This is a genomic window from Ruegeria sp. HKCCD7296, assembly GCF_013110775.1.
Classification (GTDB): domain Bacteria; phylum Pseudomonadota; class Alphaproteobacteria; order Rhodobacterales; family Rhodobacteraceae; genus Ruegeria.
This window is the reverse complement of the sequence record NZ_WVRF01000002.1, coordinates 314,514-334,282: the sequence shown is the minus strand read 5'-3', so window position 1 is coordinate 334,282 and position 19,769 is coordinate 314,514. Positions and strand designations below refer to the sequence as shown.

General features: G+C 58.4%; 21 protein-coding genes. 6 read left to right on the top strand and 15 right to left on the bottom strand.

The features are described 5' to 3' along the window. Positions 1–8: 8 nt before the first annotated feature. A complete protein-coding gene (locus GS632_RS04305) occupies positions 9–824 on the top strand; it encodes a substrate-binding domain-containing protein (RefSeq protein WP_171237429.1) in 816 nt (271 codons plus the stop codon). Positions 825–888: 64 nt separating this feature from the next. Here GS632_RS04305 and GS632_RS04300 read toward each other — a convergent pair whose 3' ends face one another. From GS632_RS04300 to GS632_RS04260, 10 genes are all read right to left on the bottom strand, one after another. Beyond that, positions 889–1,761 carry a helix-turn-helix transcriptional regulator gene (locus tag GS632_RS04300; RefSeq protein ID WP_171237430.1) on the bottom strand — a complete coding sequence of 291 codons (873 nt, stop codon included), beginning with the start codon at positions 1,759–1,761 and terminating at the stop codon, positions 889–891. Continuing rightward, positions 1,762–1,887 carry a hypothetical protein gene (locus GS632_RS22245; protein ID WP_256368496.1) on the bottom strand — a complete coding sequence of 42 codons (126 nt, stop codon included), beginning with the start codon at positions 1,885–1,887 and terminating at the stop codon, positions 1,762–1,764. A 13-nt stretch (positions 1,888–1,900) separates the two neighbouring features. Continuing rightward, on the bottom strand, positions 1,901–3,163 hold the full coding sequence (locus GS632_RS04295) for a c-type cytochrome (RefSeq protein WP_171237431.1): 1,263 nt from the start codon (positions 3,161–3,163) through the stop codon (positions 1,901–1,903). Continuing rightward, positions 3,164–4,372 carry a formate dehydrogenase subunit gamma gene (locus tag GS632_RS04290; RefSeq protein WP_171234089.1) on the bottom strand — a complete coding sequence of 403 codons (1,209 nt, stop codon included), beginning with the start codon at positions 4,370–4,372 and terminating at the stop codon, positions 3,164–3,166. Between the two features lie 74 nt (positions 4,373–4,446). Continuing rightward, complete coding sequence (gene fdh3B / locus GS632_RS04285; protein WP_039530246.1) at positions 4,447–5,043, bottom strand: formate dehydrogenase FDH3 subunit beta; 597 nt, start codon at positions 5,041–5,043, stop codon at positions 4,447–4,449. Positions 5,044–5,059: 16 nt separating this feature from the next. Further along, positions 5,060–7,954: a formate dehydrogenase subunit alpha gene (locus tag GS632_RS04280; RefSeq protein ID WP_171237432.1), complete on the bottom strand. Its 2,895-nt coding sequence runs from the start codon at positions 7,952–7,954 to the stop codon at positions 5,060–5,062. A gap of 133 nt (positions 7,955–8,087) precedes the next feature. Further along, positions 8,088–8,276 carry a twin-arginine translocation signal domain-containing protein gene (locus GS632_RS04275; RefSeq protein ID WP_171237433.1) on the bottom strand — a complete coding sequence of 63 codons (189 nt, stop codon included), beginning with the start codon at positions 8,274–8,276 and terminating at the stop codon, positions 8,088–8,090. A 58-nt stretch (positions 8,277–8,334) separates the two neighbouring features. Continuing rightward, positions 8,335–8,946 (bottom strand): molecular chaperone, encoded by a 612-nt coding sequence (locus GS632_RS04270; protein ID WP_171237434.1) that lies wholly within the window; start codon positions 8,944–8,946, stop codon positions 8,335–8,337. A 3-nt stretch (positions 8,947–8,949) separates the two neighbouring features. Continuing rightward, entirely contained in the window at positions 8,950–9,534 is a 585-nt protein-coding gene (locus tag GS632_RS04265) for a DUF3306 domain-containing protein (RefSeq protein ID WP_171234091.1), read from the bottom strand. Next, a complete protein-coding gene (locus GS632_RS04260; protein ID WP_171237435.1) occupies positions 9,531–10,085 on the bottom strand; it encodes a DUF3305 domain-containing protein in 555 nt (184 codons plus the stop codon). Before GS632_RS04260 ends, GS632_RS04265 begins: the two co-directional genes overlap by 4 nt. Before the next feature lie 263 nt (positions 10,086–10,348). Here GS632_RS04260 and GS632_RS04255 point away from each other — a divergent pair, with 263 nt between their 5' ends. After that, positions 10,349–12,301 (top strand): 4Fe-4S binding protein, encoded by a 1,953-nt coding sequence (locus tag GS632_RS04255; protein ID WP_171721367.1) that lies wholly within the window; start codon positions 10,349–10,351, stop codon positions 12,299–12,301. Here the strand turns inward: GS632_RS04255 and GS632_RS04250 are convergent. Next, a complete protein-coding gene (locus GS632_RS04250) occupies positions 12,295–13,023 on the bottom strand; it encodes a hypothetical protein (RefSeq protein WP_171237437.1) in 729 nt (242 codons plus the stop codon). The two genes, GS632_RS04255 and GS632_RS04250, sit on opposite strands and share 7 nt — an antisense overlap. On the opposite strand from GS632_RS04250, the gene GS632_RS04245 reads away from it, so the two are divergent. Genes GS632_RS04245 through GS632_RS04230 form a run of 4 tightly spaced genes read left to right on the top strand, consistent with a single transcriptional unit; the run spans position 13,022 to position 15,388 of the window. Further along, positions 13,022–13,159: a hypothetical protein gene (locus GS632_RS04245; RefSeq protein ID WP_171174551.1), complete on the top strand. Its 138-nt coding sequence runs from the start codon at positions 13,022–13,024 to the stop codon at positions 13,157–13,159. The two genes, GS632_RS04250 and GS632_RS04245, sit on opposite strands and share 2 nt — an antisense overlap. Beyond that, on the top strand, positions 13,156–14,217 hold the full coding sequence (locus GS632_RS04240; RefSeq protein WP_171174549.1) for an Mrp/NBP35 family ATP-binding protein: 1,062 nt from the start codon (positions 13,156–13,158) through the stop codon (positions 14,215–14,217). The genes GS632_RS04245 and GS632_RS04240 overlap by 4 nt, the downstream gene beginning before the upstream one ends. Beyond that, positions 14,214–14,912: a biotin/lipoate--protein ligase family protein gene (locus GS632_RS04235; protein ID WP_171174547.1), complete on the top strand. Its 699-nt coding sequence runs from the start codon at positions 14,214–14,216 to the stop codon at positions 14,910–14,912. The genes GS632_RS04240 and GS632_RS04235 overlap by 4 nt, the downstream gene beginning before the upstream one ends. Continuing rightward, positions 14,909–15,388 (top strand): DUF6505 family protein, encoded by a 480-nt coding sequence (locus GS632_RS04230; protein WP_171237438.1) that lies wholly within the window; start codon positions 14,909–14,911, stop codon positions 15,386–15,388. Before GS632_RS04235 ends, GS632_RS04230 begins: the two co-directional genes overlap by 4 nt. Here GS632_RS04230 and GS632_RS04225 read toward each other — a convergent pair. The 4 genes from GS632_RS04225 to GS632_RS04210 all read right to left on the bottom strand — a co-directional run bounded on the left by GS632_RS04225 (position 15,385) and on the right by GS632_RS04210 (position 19,755). Continuing rightward, positions 15,385–15,885 carry a flavin reductase family protein gene (locus GS632_RS04225; RefSeq protein WP_171237439.1) on the bottom strand — a complete coding sequence of 167 codons (501 nt, stop codon included), beginning with the start codon at positions 15,883–15,885 and terminating at the stop codon, positions 15,385–15,387. The genes GS632_RS04230 and GS632_RS04225 overlap by 4 nt on opposite strands. A gap of 88 nt (positions 15,886–15,973) precedes the next feature. After that, entirely contained in the window at positions 15,974–17,386 is a 1,413-nt protein-coding gene (locus GS632_RS04220; protein WP_171237440.1) for an exonuclease domain-containing protein, read from the bottom strand. A gap of 2 nt (positions 17,387–17,388) precedes the next feature. Further along, positions 17,389–17,907 carry a hypothetical protein gene (locus tag GS632_RS04215; protein WP_171234094.1) on the bottom strand — a complete coding sequence of 173 codons (519 nt, stop codon included), beginning with the start codon at positions 17,905–17,907 and terminating at the stop codon, positions 17,389–17,391. A gap of 24 nt (positions 17,908–17,931) precedes the next feature. Beyond that, positions 17,932–19,755 carry a putative nucleotidyltransferase substrate binding domain-containing protein gene (locus GS632_RS04210; protein WP_171237441.1) on the bottom strand — a complete coding sequence of 608 codons (1,824 nt, stop codon included), beginning with the start codon at positions 19,753–19,755 and terminating at the stop codon, positions 17,932–17,934. Between the last annotated feature and the right edge of the window lie 14 nt (positions 19,756–19,769).

Sequence of the window (19,769 nt, the reverse complement as noted above, 5' to 3'; positions counted from 1 at the left end):
AGAACATGATGTTCCGGGCATTTATTCGGGCAGCAGCAGTTGCACTTGGCCTATCGGCAGGGGGGGTTTCAGCAGAAACGCCGTTCATTGTTGTTCAATCCACGACATCGACGCAGAATTCTGGACTGTTGGAACACATATTGCCGTGGTTCGAGGCTGAGTCTGGCATAGATGTGCGCGTTGTCGCGGTTGGAACAGGTCAGGCCATTCGCAATGCAGTCAACGGGGACGGGGACGTTCTGCTGGTCCACGCCAAACCAGCCGAAGAGAAATTTGTCGCGGACGGCTGGGGCGTTGAGCGAAAAGACCTGATGTATAACGATTTTGTTCTGGTCGGCCCAAAATCTGACCCGGCCGGTATTCGTGGAGGCACCGATATACTGGTTGCTCTGACGGCCATTGCAGAGGCCGAAGCCCCTTTTGCATCGCGTGGCGATGACAGTGGGACGCATAAGGCCGAGCTGGGCCATTGGTCGTCTGCCGGGCTTGATCCAAAGGGTGCTTCCGGCACGTGGTATCGTGAAACCGGATCGGGTATGGGCGCGACCCTGAACGTGGCCGGGGGCATGGACGCCTATACACTTACAGACCGGGCCACGTGGCTGTCTTTTGGCAACAGAGGCAATCTAGAGGTGTTGGTCGAAGGCGATCCGCGCCTGTTTAATCAATACGGTGTGATCCTTGTGAACCCGGAAAAGCACCAACTTGTGCGGGCGGCATCCGGTCAACGCTTTATCGACTGGTTGACGGGGCCGGACGGGCAGGAGGCGATCGCGTCCTTCAGGCTGGAGGGACAGCAGGTGTTTTTCCCCAATGCCCAATAAGTTGGCCTGCAGCCAACATCTGCGGGGCGAGTATTTCTGAAAAGATGAAGCGGTTGGCGGAGGATCAGCCGCTGGCACCATTGTGATGGATCGTACCGAGGCCCGAAAGGTCATAACCGCCGAATTCGCGGGCCCGTTGTGTGAAATGATCCGAGCGTAGCAGCGACATCAGTTTTTGCATCGGCGGATCGAAAAACGATCTGCGCCAGATCGCCAGGTCAAGCCTTTCGGAATGGGTGGGGACAAAGCCGAGGTTGTACAGCCCGGCCAAGGCACCCAGTCCAAAGCCTGCTTCGGCCTTTTGATCGTGCAGGGCAATGGCCAGCTCTTCCTCGGTGCGTGCGCGGCCGGGAAAAATGTTAAAATCGTCGTAAGTTAGGTCATGTGCTTCAAGTTGCGCATTGAACAAGTGCTGGCTGGCTGCACTGTCTTGCCGCAGGATGATGCGTCGCGATTTGAGGTCCTGGAACGATCTGATGTCCAATGCGCCCGGTGCCAGTAACAAACCGCGTTCTCGACGGGCGACTTCATAGAGGATCACCGGGGCTTCGCCCAATGAGTCGCGCAGGGATTTGGTATTGAACCCTCCGTCCTCGTGGATGTGCAGCACAGCGGCCTGCGCGCTGCGCTCGCTCAATCGTGTCAATCCGTCGAAAGAGCCATCATAATACGTTGCCAGCCCCGATCCGCTTTCGCGCAATGCCCAGTCCAGAAGGGGATCATGGCTGCCAGCAACGATCGGGGGCAGGGGCGGTTCCGCCACTTGAGGCCCAGACCGTGACGCGTTGAGCCAGGCGATGATCTCGGCCCGTGGGAACAAAAGCTTGCCCATGGCGCGCACACAAGGCACCTCGCCGGATGAGGCAAGGTCATAGGCTTTACGCTCGCCAATGCGCAAAAGATCGGCCAGTTCGCGGGTGGTCAGGTATTGAGACATTCAGTCCAGGCGCACCGCAGAACCAGATGTGCTGTCCGCGGCGCTGAACCCGATCTGGTCCAACGTCGTCGGGGCTGCAACTGTAATCACGACCATCGCGACAACCGCGGCTAAAAAGGCTTTCATAGTCTCCTCCGGTTCAGTTCTGGTCGTCCGTCGCACGGCGCAGAAAAGCGATCAGGTCGTCCCGGTCCTGCTGTTCTGTAATCCGTTGCATCGGCATCTTCGACCCCGGAATGTAATGATCCGGCCCCTTATCGAAAAGGGCATTTATTGTTTGTTCATTCCAAACAATATCAGAGTCTTGCAGCGTATCCGAGTACAAATATCCCGGCAGCGATCCGGCGGGTCGCCCAAAGATACCGTGCAGTGTTGGACCCGCCCGACGTTCGCTTTCGGGTGTCAGGCTGTGGCAGATCGAGCATTTGCGGGCGAATTGACGTTCGCCATTCTCCATTTCGTCGGGATCTTTCAGAAAACTGGGCTCGGTCGAAGCCATTTGCTGTTGATCCGACAGCGCACCCACGGGCCAGCTGTACATCGCCGCGTCTATGCCCCCTGCATGGATGTTCTGGCCATCATCAGAGAATGACAGCGCCCAGACCGGTCCGCGCAGCGTTGCGCGGAAATCCTGCGTGATGCGCCATTCGGTCGTGTCGATCATCATGATATAGCCTTCGCCGTCACCGACCGCCAAAAGGCTTCGGTCCGGGCTGAGCGCAAGGGCCAGGATCGGGCGGCGGTCCAGAGTGAAGTCGCGTTCTTCACCGGTTGTCAGATCGAGGATGCGCGTCACCCCGTCCACCGCGCCATAGGCGATCCAGTTTTCCTGCGCGTTGAAAATCAATTCGTTGATGCCAAATCCGTGCTCAACCAGCCGGTCCGTTTCTTCGCCGGTTGCGACATCCCACACGCGTAAGGACCCATCGACGCCAGCGGAAAAAAGCTTTGATCCATCCGGTGAAAAAGTGACCGCATTCACGCCACTGCCCGTGGGGCCGAACAGGGCGGGGGCAGTGCCATCGACGGGCCATAATCCGATTGTTCCGTCCCAACTGGCCGTTGCGACATGCGTTTTTGAGGCAGCTACAGAAACGATCTTGCCTTTGTGTTGGCCGACGATCTCTCCGCCCGGCCAGCGGCGGAGGGTAAAATCGTCTCCGGCGGAATAAATTGCTGTACCGTTGAAGACGACCGCGTTGACGGCTGCTTCGTGACCTTCCAGCCATTCGGGTGTCTGGTCCGACCATAGCCCGACAGAATTGTCGAAACTGGCTGTTGCGATCCGTCCATCAGGGGCCGTTGCGATACCCATGATCGGCCCGCCATGACCTTTGAGCGTGAAGAACTCCGCCCATGCGGGCAGGGGGATCAACGCACAGGCAAGGATCAGCCAGCGCATCTATTCGGCGGGTGAGGCCGCTGCCTTGCCAGCCTCTTTTTCCTGCACCTCTTCCAGCCACAACGAGTGGTGTTCCCGCGCCCATTGCTCTTCGACTTCACCAGTACCCATTGCATCAAACGCGCCCTCCATCCCGACCGAGCCGAGGTAGATATGCGCGATGATGATGGCGATGAAGACATAAGCGACCATCACGTGCCAGACTTGGGCGTATTGCATCTCTTCCTGAGGCGACATTTGCACGGGCAGGTTCAGACCAAGCGCCTGTGGAATGCCGGTGGCATTGGCAACCGAGAAGGTCTTGGCGAACATCGGCAATTCAAACGGAAACAGCAGCGACAGGCCGGACAGGCTGATCGAGACTCCCAGCAGTATGCAGGCCCAGAAGATGATTTTTTGACCTGCGTTGAATTTCTTGGCGGGTGGGTGGCTGTTTTTGCTGAATAAACCCCCACCGGCAGCCAGCCATTTCAGGTCTGTGCGGTTGGGGATGTTATGGGCAATCCAATTCACCGTGATGATGATCAGCCCCAGCATGAAGGCCCATGCCAGATTGTTGTGAAGCCATTTGCAGCCTTGCGCGATGGTTGCGAAACCTTCCTTGCCGAAGATCGGAATCAGGAAGTCGCGGCCATAGAGTGTCAGCAGGCCGGTGATCGCAAGCACGATGAATGATCCTGCAAACAGCCAATGCCCGAAACGTTCAAAACTGGTGAAGCGCAGAACGGTACGGCCGGTCTTTTCTCCGTCGATGCGAATCTTGCCTCGGATCAGGAAAAACAGAACGATGATGGCCAGCATTCCAGCGATGATGTAACCGCCATATTCGCGTAACGGCCCTGTGCGGAATTCCCACCACCACATGCCGCCGTCTTGGATCAGCACACTGTCGGCAGGTCCGCGCGAGGACACGGTGACGTCCGCCGAGCCAAAGCGCAGCGCGCGGTATACATCACTGTCGGACGATACGCCGCTGGGTCCAAACTGGCCCAGAAGGCCTTCGACATTGCCTTGGCCAGTGTTTTCCGAGCGATAGGTGTTATCTACTTTTTCGCCGCGTTGACGCGCGAGAATATCCTCAAGCGTGGTCGCACCACCGGTCGAGGCGCGCTCATTCGTGGTGGCTGGTTCCCCAGCTTCGTTTGTTTGCGCAACGGTGGCCTGTGCCAGCCCAATGGTGAACAGCAATGCGATGAGTAAGCGGAACATCTGAACCTCGGTCAAAATCCCTGATCAGGCGACCCACGGATGCGGGTCGCCTGTTTGGTTCATCAAAGACGGTCCTAGCCGTCTTTCTGGTCGTAGGCGGTGCCCCAACCCCATGCGCCGGACCCGAAGCCACGGGCGACAACACGCTCGCGGTAGATGGCCGACACAACGTCGCCGTCACCAGCGAGCAGGGCCTTGGTGGAACACATTTCGGCGCAGATGGGCAGTTTGCCCTCGGCGATCCGGTTGCGACCATATTTGGCGAACTCTGCGGTCGAGTGCGTTTCCTCGGGACCACCAGCGCAGAAGGTACATTTGTCCATCTTTCCACGCGATCCGAAGTTGCCCGCCTGCGGGTATTGCGGCGCGCCGAACGGGCACGCGTAGAAGCAATAACCACAACCAATGCACAGGTCCTTGGAGTGTAGGACGACCCCTTCTTCATTCTGATAGAAGCAGTCGACCGGGCACACCGCCATGCAGGGCGCATCCGAGCAATGCATACAGGCCACCGAAATCGAGCGTTCGCCCGGGTCACCGTCATTGATCGTTACCACCCTGCGGCGGTTCACGCCCCACGGCACCTCGTGTTCGTTCTTACACGCGGTGACGCAGGCATTGCACTCGATGCAGCGTTCGGCGTCGCAGAGAAACTTTGCTCTTGCTGCCATGTTCTCTTCTCCTCCCTTACGCTGACCAGATTTTGCAAAGAGTCGCTTTGGTCTCTTGCATCTGGGTCACGGAATCATAGCCATAGGTCTGGGCGGTGTTGGTACTTTCACCCAGCACATAGGGATCGGCACCTTTCGGGTATTTCTCCCTCAGGTCCTCGCCCTGGAAATGGCCGCCAAAGTGGAACGGCATGAAGGCCACGCCGGCACCGACCCTGTTGGTCAGCATCGCCATCACCTTGACCTTGCCGCCTTCAGGACCTTCGACCCAGACCTGTGATCCGTCGCGAATACCAAGGTTGTTGGCATCGCGTGGATTGATCTCGACGAACATGTCCTGCTGAAGCTCGGCCAGCCACGGGTTCGACCGTGTTTCATCCCCGCCGCCTTCATATTCGACCAGACGACCTGACGTTAGGATTATCGGGTAATCCTTTGAAAAGTCGTTCTTCTGAATCGAAGCATAAAGGGTGGGCAGGCGATATGCGTGCCGGTCCTCGTAGGTCGGATAGTCCTCCACCAGGTCGCGCCGGTTCGTATAAAGCGGCTCGCGATGCAGTGGGATCGGATCCGGGAAGGTCCAGACAACCGCGCGGGCTTTGGCGTTCCCGAAGGGCGCACAGCCATGCTCGATCGCGACCCTCTGGATACCGCCGGACAGGTCGGTTTTCCAGTTGGTCTCTGGTCCCGCAACGGCGTCGATGGCTGCGCGTTCCTCGGCCGTCAGATCGCCATCCCAACCAAGGTCCATCAGCATCTGCATCGTGAACTCGGGATATCCATCCTGAATTTCCGATCCAACGCTATAGACCCCTTCGGCCAACAGGTTGTCGCCATCCCGCTCCACGCCAAAGCGCGCACGGAAGGTCAGGCCACCTTCGGCCACCGGTTTGGACATGTCATAGAGGTTTGGTGTCCCCGTATGACCCATCTCCGGTGTTCCCCAGCAGGGCCAGGGCAGACCGTAATATTCGCCGTCGTTGGGCCCACCAATGGCTTGCAGCGTGGTTCTGTCGAACGTGTGCTGGTTGGCCATATGGCTTTTCAAACGTTCTGGCGATTGACCGGTATATCCGATGGTCCAGAGGCCCGCGTTGAACTCACGCGTGATGCTTTCAACATTGGGGGTTTCCGGATCGTCCATCTCGATATTGCGGAACAACCGATCCGCCCAGCCAAACTTGTTGGCGAACTTGGCCATAATGACCTCGTCCGGCAGGCTTTCGAACAGCGGTTCAACCACCTTGTCGCGCCATTGTAGCGACCGGTTCGATGCCGTGACCGAGCCACGGGTTTCGAACTGCGTACAGGCGGGCAACAGGTAGACGCCATCGGTGCGGTCATGCAGCACGGCCGAGACGGTGGGATACGGGTCGATCACGACCAGCATGTCCAGCTTCTCCATCGCCGTCTTCATTTCCGTCATGCGGGTCTGCGAGTTGGGCGCGTGGCCCCACAGAACCATGGCGCGGACATTGTTGTCCTGATCCATGTTGGCCGGGTCTTCCAGAACACCGTCGATCCAGCGGGAGACCGGGATGCCGCGCTCGTTCTGAAGCGGTTTATCCTTGCCTTCCTTGTCCTTGATCGTGGCGAACTGGCCCGCCAGCCATTCGGGATCTTCACCCCAGACACGAGCCCAATGACCCCATGCACCCTTGGACAGGCCGTAATAGCCAGGCAGGGTGTGGGACAGAACACCAAGGTCCGTTGCGCCCTGCACGTTGTCATGACCACGGAAGATGTTGGTGCCACCCCCCGAAGTGCCCATGTTGCCCAAAGCAAGCTGGAGCACGCAGTAAGCGCGGGTGTTGTTGTTGCCGTTGGTGTGCTGCGTACCACCCATACACCAGATGACTGTGCCGGGGCGGTTGTTGACCATGGTCCGGGCAACGCGCTTGAGCTGCGAGCCGGGCACGCCGGTTACACGCTCGGTCTCTTCCGGGTTCCAGTTGGCGACCTCGGTGCGGATCTGGTCCATTCCCCAGACACGGGTGCGGATGAACTCTTTGTCCTCCCAGCCGTTGTCGAAGATGTGCCACAGAATGCCCCAGATCAGAGCAACGTCTGTGCCGGGACGGAACCGCACATATTCATCCGCATGCGCCGCGGTGCGCGTAAAGCGCGGGTCGCAGACGATCAGCGGTGCGTTATTCTGCTCTTTCGCGCGCAGAACATGAAGCAGCGAGACGGGATGCGCCTCGGCCGGGTTGCCGCCGATGATGAAGATGGCCCGTGAGTTGTGGATGTCATTGTACGAATTGGTCATGGCGCCGTAGCCCCATGTATTCGCAACACCCGCAACAGTGGTCGAGTGGCAGATACGGGCCTGATGGTCCACGTTGTTCGTGCCCCAGTAGGCGGCGAACTTGCGGAACAGATAGGCCTGTTCGTTATTGTGCTTGGCCGAGCCCAACCAGTACACGCTGTCCGGCCCGGATTCCTGGCGGATGTTCATCATGCCGTCGCCGATCTCGTTGATCGCCTCTTCCCAGCTGATGCGCTTCCACTCGCCGCCTTCCTTTTTCATCGGATACTTGAGGCGGCGTTCGCCATGGGCGTGCTCGCGGACCGAGGCCCCTTTGGCGCAATGCGCACCCAGGTTGAACGGGCTGTCCCAGCCGGGTTCTTGCCCGACCCAGACACCGTTCTGAACTTCGGCGACGACCGTACAGCCGACCGAGCAGTGGGTGCATACGGATTTGATGTTTTCAACGGCGGTGTTTGCCGCTGTTTGGGCGCTGGCAGGCGTCACGGTTCCACCCGTGGCGCTGATCGCGGCAAGGCCGCCGATCGTCAGGCCCGAGCCACGCAGGAATGCGCGGCGATCGACGGTTTTCTCGCCGACCTGGGACAGGATACTTGTCCGCTGGGGGCGTCTCGCAACCCCGTTGGTCTTTTTCCTAAGCATTTCTTTCCTCCCTTGCTGGCCATGAGGATCACGGCTGGCTTGGTAACTGCGAAACCGACGTCAGGGCCAATCGCAACCGTCAGTCGGGTAAGTGACATCGTCCGGCTGGTGCGCCGGGCGCAGTCGAGGCGGCTTAGAAGCGCGCGCTTTCCAGATAGGCGCGGGTATGCGCTGTATCTTGCATGCGGGTCTCGTCCGTCGGCAGCTCGGCTGCTTCGGCTTGACCGCTCAGGCTGACGGCGGCAACGGCAGCAGGCGCTGCGGTTCCGGCCAGTTTGAGGAAGTCGCGGCGCGTTGCGCCTTCTTCCTTGGTCTTGCTCATGGGCTTCTCCTCTCCCATTTGCGATTTAGCGCCAATTCAGACGCTGGCGAGTGGCGGGTTATGCCGCCGTCATTCGGAAGGCCTCGCGTTCGATTTCCATGAACACCCGACCGGCGGTGCCGACCGAGGCATAGAGAACCGACGCTTCGGCGGCTTCCAAATCCGAATAGAAATGCGCGGCCCAAGGGCCGATATGTTTGTTCCAGAACGCTTTTTGATCTTCCAGTGTGGCCGGTGATCCGAAGCGACCCACGATCATCCCGGCCATCATTTCCATAAGCGAGGCGATATTGTCTTCTGGTTCAAACACATTTTGCGCACGGGTGATCCCGCGTACAGCCATGTCATTGCGCAATTGCGCCAGAGGTTTTTCGTTCAGGAACCCGGTCAGATAAAAACTGGCGTAAGGCAGCAGCTCACCACGTCCCAAACCGATGAACAGAGCGTTGAACTCACGCTCGGCAGCGGCGGGCTTGGTGACCTTGGCAACACGCGCCATAGCCTGAATGGCTTGGCCCAGATCAGTGTCGTCTCCGCTCAGCCCCGACATCTGGTCCAGAAGCAACTGATCAGGCGGGCCGGCCAAAAGCAAACCCAGAAAATTGTAAAAATCCGCGCGCAGCCGGTCTTCGGCTGAAATGTCTAAAGTCTGCGCGTTATTTGCGGTCATGGGTTATCCTTCGAATTCAAATCTCATGCGGCGCGGGGACGGGGGCAGTTCGGCCTCTTCCTGCGTGTAAGCTTCGGCCAGATCCACTTCAGGTGTTGGTGCGGCGGCTTCTGGTTCTTCCATGGCGACCGCGGGTTCGGACATTGGTTCATCCTCCGAGGGAGTTTCCTCTTCGGTGTCGTCTTCACTTGCCGCCAAGGCCTCGACATGGGCCAGCATCCCTTTGCCCACCTGGTAGGCGGTCTGAAGGTTTTCGATCACACAAGCTGCGTCGGTATAGTCTTCGCCGTAGTCAACCAGACCGTCCACGTTGGCCAGAACCGGATTCAGTCGCCACAACCGGCGCAAGGCCCGGCGACGCAACCGATCAGGCACCGCCTTGGCCATGAACCCCGTGACATCGTCGCCCGCCTGTAATTGATCCGGGTCAGGCAGGTTTAACTCGGCCAGTATGTCGGCGTCAGTCTTTTCTTCCAGTTCGGCGTGTTGTGCGGCTATGACCTGTTCTTCTGCCGCTATGACCTCAGCCTCGGCTTCTGCCTGTACGGCGGCCTTGCGACGGGACCAGAAATCGCGCGCCTGGGTCATTGCACAAGCCTCCGAGGTGCGCGGTAGACATCCGAGGCCTGTCTGATCCGTGGGTCGCCCTTGCCGTCCTCGACCAAATCCGTGCGTTTCTTGTCGCGGCGGCGCTTGATGAAAACTTCGTCTTTATGGTGTTTGAGCGCGAAATCCCGCACCCAGGCAATCAGCCCTTCGGTCATGGGGATCTTCTCGACGATCTCTTCACCTGTGTCGGCATAGTCCTGCCCCTCAAAAGGCGAGGCCGTGATAAGCACCGCGTTCAAAGGGACGTCCCCCTTCAATTCATCCCGCAACACCAGATAAAGCGAGGGTTGTCCGTCTGACAGGTTGACCATGTAGGCTTCTGTCTCATCCGCCCAAAGGGTCAGGGGCAGGGTGGCTGCATGGTATTCAACCGCATCGCCTTCGCGACGCAATTCCTGCCAATCGGCAGGACCAGCACCCGGCAAAACGGCTATGGCACGCCAACTCCATCGGGCCCAACGTGTGATCCCGGGTGTCTTGCGCACGATGACGCCAACTGGCATTTCGATCTGGCTTGCGGCCTTGGCCACTGGCTCCTCCCCGAAAGGCTCTCCCCTGCCTTTGCATGAACACTATGGTACACATTGTGTCTTTGTGCCAAGCCTGTGTCCTTAGACTTTGGTCGTATGTTTTGGTCGCAACTGCGTGAACGGAGCCGAAAACGCGTTTGTTTCCTTCGATTTTCTGCGCGAATGAGGGGTAAATAACTGCGCACGGCAGGGGGTTGAAGTTGCCGGGATGTGCGTACAGCCTAAGGTTCATGGGATGGGGAGAGCATCCCGCGGGAGGGAAAATGGGCACCAAACTACTGCTATGCGACTGCGCAGGAACTCAGGAATTGGATCCCGACAGGATCGAAAGCGCCTGTGGTGTCAGTTGCTCTAAGGTGCATACAGCGCTTTGCACGACCCAACTGCAATCTGCTGCCGAACTGATGCAAGACGGAGATACCGTGATCGCCTGCCTGCAAGAGCAGGACGTGTTCCAGTCCCTTGCCGAAGATTTGGATATCGACGTGCCTGGCTTCTTCGACCTACGCGACCGTGCGGGTTGGTCTGAACAGGGTACGGATGCAACGCCTAAGATGGCTGCACTGGCGGCTGAGGCGCTGTTGCCGCAGCCCGTCACACCCAGCGTCGATGTTATCAGCGAAGGAACCTGTTTCATCGTTGGCCCCGGCGCGGTGGGTTTTGATCTGGCTGAGAAGTTGGCGGGAACTTTGGCCGTGACTGTTCTGGCTACGGATCAGGCAGAGCCGACCTCGCGCGCTTTCGATGTGATACGCGGACGGGTGAAGTCCCTGTCCGGGGCGCTGGGTGGGTTTTCACTGCGTCTGGACGCCGTGCAGCAGGTCGTGCCGGGCGGGCGTGGTGCCTTTGCCTGGACCGAGCCCAGGAACGGAGCACAATCTGCCTGCGACATTATTCTGGACCTGACAGGCGGCGCGCCGTTCGTCCAGGCCCCCAACAAGCGCGAAGGGTATCTGAGGGCTGATCCAAAAGACGTGGTGGCCGTTGAACGCCTGGCTTTTGACGCCATGCAGCTTATTGGTACCTTTGAAAAGCCTTTGTACGTGAGATTGGAAGAATCCTTGTGTGCGCATTCACGGGCGGAACAGGTGGGTTGTACAAACTGTCTGGATATCTGCCCGACCGGGGCGATAACACCAGCGGGTGAGCATGTGAGCATCGACCCGATGGTATGTGCCGGATGCGGTGCGTGTGCCGCACTGTGTCCGTCGACGGCGATCACTTACGAGGATCCGACCGTTTCGGCGCTGTTGTCCCGGATGCACGTCCTGGCGCGCACCTATCGACGAGCAGGAGGGGCCGCGCCCCGGCTTTTGATTCATAATACGCATGGGGCAGAGATGATCCGGTTGGCTGCGCGCTTTGGTCGTGGTTTGCCTTCGGATGTTATCCCGCTGGAACTAAATGTTATATCCGGTTTTGGCCACGCCGAGATGCTTGCCGCTTTGGCGCATGGTTTTGCCCGTGTGGATGTATTGCTGGCACCCACAACCGAACGGGATTCGCTGGACCACGAGATTGCTCTGGCGCGCGCGATCGCGGGCGCTGATGGGATTGGACTGATTGATGAAGCTGATCCGGACGCCATGTCTGATCTGCTCTATGGTCAAGACGTGCCGCAACCTTTGGCCGAACCGGTTCTTCCATTGGGGAACCGTCGACAGATCACACGCTTGGCCGCGCAGGCGCTAAATCCGCAGGCAGACGCTCCATTGCCACTGCCCGATAACGCGCCTTATGGTGCGGTTGCGGTGAACACGGACAGTTGCACCCTGTGCCTCAGCTGTGTGTCGCTGTGTCCGTCAGGGGCTTTGATCGACAATCCGGACAAGCCGCAGCTGAACTTTCAGCAGGATGCCTGCCTGCAATGCGGAATGTGCAAGACGATCTGCCCCGAAGAGGCGATCACTTTGGTTCCACAGCTTGATCTGAGCGATGCGGCCCTTTCCCAGCAGGTACTCAACGAAGAAGAACCTTTCGCTTGTGTTGAATGCGGTGCGTTGTTTGGGGTGAAATCCACTGTGGAGCGGATCATGGAAAAGCTATCGGGCACACACCCCATGTTTGCCAGTTCGGATCAGGCGCGGATGATCCAGATGTGCGACAATTGCCGGGTTAAGGTGCAGTTTCAGCAGCAGGACAATCCCTTCCAGTCAAAGCCTAAACCACGGGTCGTTACGACTGACGATTATTATTCAGATAGAAAAGATCATTGAAGCTGCAGCGGAGCCCCCAAATCTGCGGCTTTCATCCGCGAGACAAACGCGAGGATTGCATCGAGATCGTCCAGAGTCATCTCAACAGGATGAATCGGAGAAGGGCGTTCGGGGTCAAATGGCGGCGTCAGCCCGTCGATCTGTGTAAACGCAGGATGGGGGTTGAGAGCAAAGAAAGCCTCGAACCGTTCGGACCAGTCCGGCATCGCGCGCAGGACGGCAAACGATGGGGTCGAGCCCAGCCCGTTCATTCGGTTTTTGGGTCCGATCACATGGCATCGTCCGCAATGGGTCATCGACAGTTCTTCGCCAAGCACGGTATTACCGTCAACGGTTTCCTCCGACTCAGTGACCGTCAGATCGAAGCTGGCGGTAAAGGGCGCGCCTTGTGCTGGCGCAAAACTTTCAACGGTGCGCTTTCCAATATCCGAACGCAGCCAATCGCGAAAGCGGGCCTGCCGCTTATTGTCTTCGATGGTCAGATGGTAGATCACATCATCGCGGGCAAAGACCGGATCGCCGGGCGGAGCGGGATTCAGGACCATAACACCTGTGTCATCCGCAATAACGCGAATCCCGGTCTTGAGAGAGAAGCGAGGAAGAATATGTTGCAACAGACCCGAGTCTTTCACCTCGGCCGGGGCCGCAAGGCCAATCGCCTCCTGAGACAAGGAGGGGGTGGCAGAGAACGTCAGGCTCAGGCACAAGAGGACAAAGCGCATGGCTCAGCCTAACGGGGCAGGGCGCGGTGCGTCAAATAAACTGAAAGAGACGGAGACACATGCAATGAGCGGCGACCAGAATTTGGTGACACGCACGCCCCTGTCACACGGGCATATCGAAGGGGGCAAGGCATGAGTGTTCGTGACGCGGTTCTGGCGAACCTGAAAAAGATCACTGACCCGGTGTCTGGTCAAGATATTGTCAGCGCAGGTATCGTGCGTGCGCTGAATGTCGAAGGTGATACCGTACGATTTGTGCTTGAGATTGATCCAAAGCACGCGGAAAAGATGGAGCCCGTGCGAGCGACGGCCGAGAAAGCCGCGCAGATGGTCGCCGGTGTGGCCAATGTATCGGCGATGATGACCGCGCATTCCGACAAGGCTCCGCCGGATCTGAAACCGAAACCCAAACCGTCGCAAACCGGGCCGCAGGCCGTTCCGGGTGTTGATCGGATCATTGCTGTTGCTTCGGGTAAGGGCGGTGTCGGTAAGTCCACTGTCTCTGCAAACCTTGCCTGTGCGCTGGCCGCTGAAGGACGGCGCGTCGGTCTGCTGGATGCGGATGTTTACGGTCCGTCGCAGCCCCGGATGCTGGGTGTGTCCGGTCGCCCGGCCAGCCCCGATGGCAAAACCATTCTGCCTTTGCGCAATCACGGCGTGACCATGATGTCCATGGGGTTGATGACCAACGAAGGTCAGGCTGTTGTCTGGCGTGGACCCATGTTGATGGGCGCATTGCAACAGATGATGGGGCAGGTGCAGTGGGGCGCGTTGGACGTTCTGATCGTCGACCTTCCACCGGGAACGGGCGATGTGCAGCTGACGCTGAGCCAGAAGTTCCAGGTGGACGGTGCCATCGTGGTCTCAACCCCGCAGGACGTGGCTTTGATCGACGCCCGCAAGGGGATCGATATGTTCAATCAGCTCAAAACCCCGATCGTGGGCATGATCGAAAACATGTCGACCCATATCTGCTCCAACTGCGGGCACGAAGAACATGTGTTTGGTCATGGCGGTGTTGCGTCCGAGGCGGAATCTCTGGGTGTACCGCTGCTGGGTGAAATCCCACTGCATCTGGACATCCGCGTGGCCGCTGACGGAGGCGCGCCCATCGTGGTCAGCAAGCCCGATAGTCCACAGGCCGAGTCGTTCCGCAAGATCGCACGCGACCTGATCTCAAACGGTTTCGCATGAGCCAGCCGGTCTTTCCCCCTTTGTTGACGGGTCACCCGGTTCAGGGTGGGGAAGACCCGTTTGACAGGGCGCAGGCAATGGCCGCGCTGGGATGCGACGCGGGAACGGTCGTTTACAACATTCAGGCCGACCGTCTGCGCGTTGCCATCGTCTTTGCGCCTGAGGTGCCGTTGCAGGATGCGATGGCAATGCTGCCACTGTGTGCCGTAGGGTTTCAGAACGCGCTGGGCGCTCTGGCCCCGCCAGAGGTTGCTGTGCATTTGGGCTGGGACGGATTGATCTGCGTGAATGGCGCAAAATGCGGGAAGTTTCGGGTGACCTCTTCGGATGTGTCCGCTGATCAGGAGCCGGACTGGTTGATCGTAGGTTGGGAACTGGCGCTGCTGCAAACCAGCGAGGCCCCGGGTGAAACACCAGATGTCACCGCGCTTTACGACGAGGGATGTGCAGACGTATCCGCCACACAATTGGTAGAAAGCTGGTCGCGTCATACTTTGACCTGGCTGAACCGCTGGCAGGAAGATGGTAACGCGCCGCTGCACGCTGAATGGATGGGTTTGCTGCGCGGTGTAGGAGATCCGCTGGATCATGGCGGTGTTTTTTTGGGTACGGATGAACGGTTTGGAATGTTGATCCGGGACGGATCCGAAACGCACCTGCGTCCCCTGACCGAAGTGTTGGAGAACGGAAGATGAAACTGGCCCGAGCAATTCACTTCGACGAAAGCGACATGAACGTGTTTCATTCTCCGGCGCGCACCGGGGAATGGTGTGTGTCTGGCGGGTTCGAGTTCTCGAATTGGAGCGATGCAGATCTTGAAGGCAAGGCGCGTCAGGCCTTTGCGAATGGCTGGCTGGGTCTTGAAACCTTTGGCCGCGTGACATTTGTGGCCGTGACGCAGATCGAACCGGCAGAGAAAGATCAGATCGCCCGCAATCTGGCCGACCATTTTGTGCAGTTCTATGGTGCGCCTTCAGTTGAGGCTGCGCTTGGCGTGGCGCAGGCGGAAGTCGATCATATGTCAGAGCTGTGCGAAGATCATGCGCCCAACACGCTGTTGACCGTGGCCAGAGAACTGTCTGAAACTGGCGTGCACGAAGCCTATCGTGTGATCACGCCGCAGGATGCGCAGCTTGAGGCTTTGGCAGTTCATGGATCCTTGGAAGACTAGATCAGATCGACAAATCCGCCGAACTGGCCGCGTTTGAAAATCAGGCCCTTTCCTGTGCGGTACATTACCTGCTCCACTTGTCCCACAATGATCAGATGATCACCGGCATCATAACGGGCGTGCAGACGGCAATCGAACCGCGCCAAACATTGGGTCAATTGCGGGCGACCGGTTTCATCCTCAGTCCAATCTGCATGTGAGAAGTCTGTGCCGTCACGCGCAAAGAGCAGCGCCTGCTCTTGCTGATCCTGTGCCATCACATGAATCGAATAATGTCCACAGCTGCTGAAAGCACCGAAACGGTACGATTCCTTGGCCAGACACCACAACACCAGCGGTGGGTCCAATGAGACCGAGGCAAAGGAATTCACGGTGATCGCGCGCGGTCCACCTTCGGTTTGCGTGGTAATCACAGTGACACCGGTGCCAAAACACCCCAGGGCCTCGCGAAAGGCCGGGCTTTGTTCCGGGGTGGGTATGAAAGTCTTTTCGGTCATTGCGCGCGTATTCCTTGGCCGCGCATCAGGTGCCACGCGAGGCTCGGATTGTCCATGCAAAGCTGACTGCTGCTTGCAATTTAAGCTGTCAGTTCAGGTCTTCCAGCAAGCGCCCGTGTTTTCGTGTTTCGATTATGACTTCACCGAAGGTCGTCATGCCGCGTGCCTGCAGAATCGGCAGCATCTTGACCAGCGCTTCGGCCGTGGCGACCGCATCGCCCAGCGCAGTGTGGCGCAGGGCCTCGGGGATCGTGATTTCCAGCCGTTCACACAGCGCGTCCAGCGTGTGTGTGTCGCTGGCTCCGAACAGCACGGCAGACAGCAGAACGGTGTCGAGGATCGGGTGATCCCATTCGACCTCCATCCGGTTGGCGTGACGGCGCAGGAACGCCATATCGAAAGGTGCGTTATGCGCGACGATCACGGCATCGCGCGCAAACTGGTGAAACACACGCCCTGCCTCGGCAATGTCGGGCGCGCCCTGAACCATGCGATCACTGACCTTGTGCACTTTGGTCGAAGCAGGTGGTATCGGAATGCCGGGATCCACCAGCATGTCCAAATGTTCACCCTGAACGATCTTGCCGTTGAGCACGCGCACCGCGCCGATCTGAACGATTTCATCTTTATGAGGAAGCAGTCCGGTGGTCTCGGTGTCGAAGACGACGAAACACAGATCCGACAAGGTGCGATTTTCAAACGCGTCATCCCCTGGCGTGTCGAGCAGCTCAAAATCGTAAACCAGAGGCCGCGCCTCATCAGGGGACATTTGGGCGGCACTGTCTTCGAAGACCAGCATGTAGCCGGGCGCGTCGCCCAAGGGCTTCATCCGCGCAGAATAGGTTTGCCGGCCATCTACGCTGTTCAGCGTGCAATACACGTCTTTGCCGGTTTTTCCCATTTTGGCATAGGCATCCGTCAGGCCTGTGGCCTCGATGTACTCGAAAAGCGACGCGTTCAGTCGAGGATGTGCAATCTGGGCCAGAACCTCGGCGGCCTGACCATCATACAGCACAATCTGATGCTTTGGGCTGGCCAGCAACATAGCGACCGGTATCTCGGTCAGCAGGGCGGTGAGACGTTGTTTCTCTGCTGCTAAGTACGCAGTTTCCGATGCTACGGCTTCGGCGGTTCGCATGGCGTTTGACGCGAGTTGTTCCGCCAGACCTGCCGCTGCGGGGGCCAGATCCCCCAGATAGCGCGCAGCCTGCATGTCCAGATCCGTACTGACCCCGGCATGCGCTCGGGCCCGTAATTGGGCCGACAGGCGTTCAATTGGCTTGGCAATATTGTCGTCAAACAGCAGCCAGACACCTGCGATCAAAGCCAGCAGCCCAAACGCGATTAGGATTTCTGCAAAAATGAAGTCACCCAAAAGGTCGGGATTTCCTGCGCGGGCATAGGAAATCCACAGCGCAACTGCGCTGATCGCAATCCCGCCGAATGCCAGCAAGCAGAAGAACAAAAAAATCCTGAGCCTAAGGCTCAAATTGGTGAGCATGATCAGACCCCGCAGGTGGTCTCGATGATTGGATCGTTGGCCTCGGCTGAAATCCAGTCCGCGTTAATCAACCGACCGTCATCAGCGAATTCAGCACCGTCTGCTAGATTGGCGCGGCTATTTTCAACACAGTTGACAGCTACCGGCACTTTTGAAACTGGAGCCCAGCGGCCAAAAAAGTATAGGTCGACAAGTCTTTGATCTGGAACATTTTCATTGCTGCGAACCGATATCGTGTCAATGGCGGCAAAACGATCGACGAAGGGCACCGCGTATGTCCAGGGGCGATAGAAAGCACGGCTTTCGACCTCTTGCACGATGGCCATTTCATCCGGCAGTTGATCGCGTGTGCGGTCATACCAGGAATACTCGCTGGCAATGGTCATGCCGATCATGCCCAGACCCGCCGCAACCGGAGTGGTCCATTTCGGCAAGCGCCCACCGGTCAGCTTGTTCAGCACAAGCACGACGCCCGCAAACGCGAAGCCCGCAAAGATAGTGCCGATCAATTCCAGAAACATGTGGTCTCTCCGTTCTAGGGGGTCTTAGCCCAGCATACCCTTGCCGTGGCCAACCGCCGATTGCATTGTTTTTACCACAACAAATGCATCGCGTAGATGACTTCGCTCAAAGTCCGAAAGATCGGACGGCGGCAGATAATTGTCGGGTTTTTCACCTGATTTAACCAGCCGAACCTGATGCTCCAGGCGGGTTTCAGCGATCAGGTCGTAAGCGTCCAGAAGATCCCGAGCCCCAGACGGGCTGAGGACACCGCTGGCCTCGGCCGCTTTCAGGCGGGCACGGGTGTTGGCTTCGGTCAGCTCGCCCTGCAACGTGTATATCCGGGCCAGATCTACGACGGGCACAACACCATTGTGCTTGAGGTCCAGCGTATTGCGGTGTTCGCCCGAGCGAATGGTGGCGAACCCGCGCAGCAGGCCAAGCGGGGGCGTGTGTTTCAGCGAGTTCGAAATCATATGCGCCACAAAGATCGAGTTCGCTCTGGCCGCTGCCAGTGTGTCGGCCTGAAGGTCGGCAAACAGCTCAAACGCGCCGCCGATAGGGCGCAGATCGAACATAACCGAGGCCAGCATCTGCGCCTCTGGGTTTGGCTTGGCGATCCATCCTTTGAAATAATCGCGCCAGACGCGCACCGGCTGACACCAGCGCGGATTGGTCGCCATCATGTCGCCGGGGCAGTAGAAGTACCCGCAAATGTCCAACCCGTCCGAGACGAATTTCGCCAGCTTGGTAAAATAGGCCATGTCTGCATCGGTCACATTGTCATCCAGCATCAGGCAATTGTCCTGATCCGATACACCGGTTTGTTCCTGCCGACCTTGCGATCCGCAAGCCAGCCACAGATACGGAACCGGGGGCGGGCCCAGTTCAATTTCGGCGAGCGCTAATAGGCGCCGCGTGGCTGTATCCGCGATATCGGTGATCAGTCGGGTGACAATTTCGTGCCGGTTCCCGCCGGCAACTAGCTGCACAAGAAGCTGCGGGATCTCTTCGGTCACGCGTGCCATTTCTTCGGCCGTGTCAGCCTGCGCAATGCGGCGCACCAGCTCGGCCGAGTTCACGGCCTGATAATGGGTCAGATCGGTCTGCGTCACGATCCCGACCAGCCGACCGCCTTCGGAAATCGGGATATGGCCAATGCCGCGCTCCATCATGATGTGCAGCACATCCGACCCGATATCGCTGGGCGACAGGGTCACAGGATTTGGTGTCATGATTTCAGAAATGTGCGTGGAGGCGGGCAGGCCGTCTGCAACGTATTTGCCCGAGATGTCCCGCAGGGTCGCAATGCCCTGCAAGCTTTCAGCGTCCGTGATGCAGAGCGACGAAATATGTTTGTCGCGCATGATCCGCGCGGCGTCCTGAACCGACGTGTCAGCGGGGCAGGTGGCCGGATTATGTGCCATCAGCACGTCGATCGAACTGGTGGCCAGGCTCTGCGGACCACTGCGGTCGCCTCGTGTGCGGTCAAAGAACTTCGCCACAACATCGTGGTTATCGATCAAACTCCGGACCAGATCAGGTGGCAGAACCATTAGAACTGACGGCGTATGCGTGCGGGCTTTGGTGGCGGCTTTGCCGTCTTTCAGCAGGCCCCTTTCGCCAAAGGAATTGCGCAGACCCAGATGAGAGACGATGGCACCGTTCTCATCGGTAATTTCGACCTGTCCTTCATAGATCACGAACACCCCGGGCAACTTGTGGCCCAGCTCATAGACCGAGGCGTCTTCCTCAACTTCCCAGACCTCGATCTGTTTGACGATCTGATCCAGGGCGTCGGAAGGCAACGCGTCATAGGGATGAACGGATTTCAGAAACCGGGCAATTTCGTCATGGGACAGGGGCATGTGTTGTCTCCGGT

Coding starts and splice junctions, on each gene's coding strand:
- GS632_RS04305 (WP_171237429.1), top strand. CDS start 9: ATGTTCCGGGCATTTATTCGGGCAGCAGCAGTTGCACTTGGCCTATCG.
- GS632_RS04300 (WP_171237430.1), bottom strand. CDS start 1,761: ATGTCTCAATACCTGACCACCCGCGAACTGGCCGATCTTTTGCGCATT.
- GS632_RS22245 (WP_256368496.1), bottom strand. CDS start 1,887: ATGAAAGCCTTTTTAGCCGCGGTTGTCGCGATGGTCGTGATTACAGTT.
- GS632_RS04295 (WP_171237431.1), bottom strand. CDS start 3,163: ATGCGCTGGCTGATCCTTGCCTGTGCGTTGATCCCCCTGCCCGCATGG.
- GS632_RS04290 (WP_171234089.1), bottom strand. CDS start 4,372: ATGTTCCGCTTACTCATCGCATTGCTGTTCACCATTGGGCTGGCACAG.
- fdh3B (WP_039530246.1), bottom strand. CDS start 5,043: ATGGCAGCAAGAGCAAAGTTTCTCTGCGACGCCGAACGCTGCATCGAG.
- GS632_RS04280 (WP_171237432.1), bottom strand. CDS start 7,954: ATGCTTAGGAAAAAGACCAACGGGGTTGCGAGACGCCCCCAGCGGACA.
- GS632_RS04275 (WP_171237433.1), bottom strand. CDS start 8,276: ATGAGCAAGACCAAGGAAGAAGGCGCAACGCGCCGCGACTTCCTCAAA.
- GS632_RS04270 (WP_171237434.1), bottom strand. CDS start 8,946: ATGACCGCAAATAACGCGCAGACTTTAGACATTTCAGCCGAAGACCGG.
- GS632_RS04265 (WP_171234091.1), bottom strand. CDS start 9,534: ATGACCCAGGCGCGCGATTTCTGGTCCCGTCGCAAGGCCGCCGTACAG.
- GS632_RS04255 (WP_171721367.1), top strand. CDS start 10,349: ATGGGCACCAAACTACTGCTATGCGACTGCGCAGGAACTCAGGAATTG.
- GS632_RS04245 (WP_171174551.1), top strand. CDS start 13,022: ATGGCTCAGCCTAACGGGGCAGGGCGCGGTGCGTCAAATAAACTGAAA.
- GS632_RS04250 (WP_171237437.1), bottom strand. CDS start 13,023: ATGCGCTTTGTCCTCTTGTGCCTGAGCCTGACGTTCTCTGCCACCCCC.
- GS632_RS04240 (WP_171174549.1), top strand. CDS start 13,156: ATGAGTGTTCGTGACGCGGTTCTGGCGAACCTGAAAAAGATCACTGAC.
- GS632_RS04235 (WP_171174547.1), top strand. CDS start 14,214: ATGAGCCAGCCGGTCTTTCCCCCTTTGTTGACGGGTCACCCGGTTCAG.
- GS632_RS04230 (WP_171237438.1), top strand. CDS start 14,909: ATGAAACTGGCCCGAGCAATTCACTTCGACGAAAGCGACATGAACGTG.
- GS632_RS04225 (WP_171237439.1), bottom strand. CDS start 15,885: ATGACCGAAAAGACTTTCATACCCACCCCGGAACAAAGCCCGGCCTTT.
- GS632_RS04220 (WP_171237440.1), bottom strand. CDS start 17,386: ATGCTCACCAATTTGAGCCTTAGGCTCAGGATTTTTTTGTTCTTCTGC.
- GS632_RS04215 (WP_171234094.1), bottom strand. CDS start 17,907: ATGTTTCTGGAATTGATCGGCACTATCTTTGCGGGCTTCGCGTTTGCG.
- GS632_RS04210 (WP_171237441.1), bottom strand. CDS start 19,755: ATGCCCCTGTCCCATGACGAAATTGCCCGGTTTCTGAAATCCGTTCAT.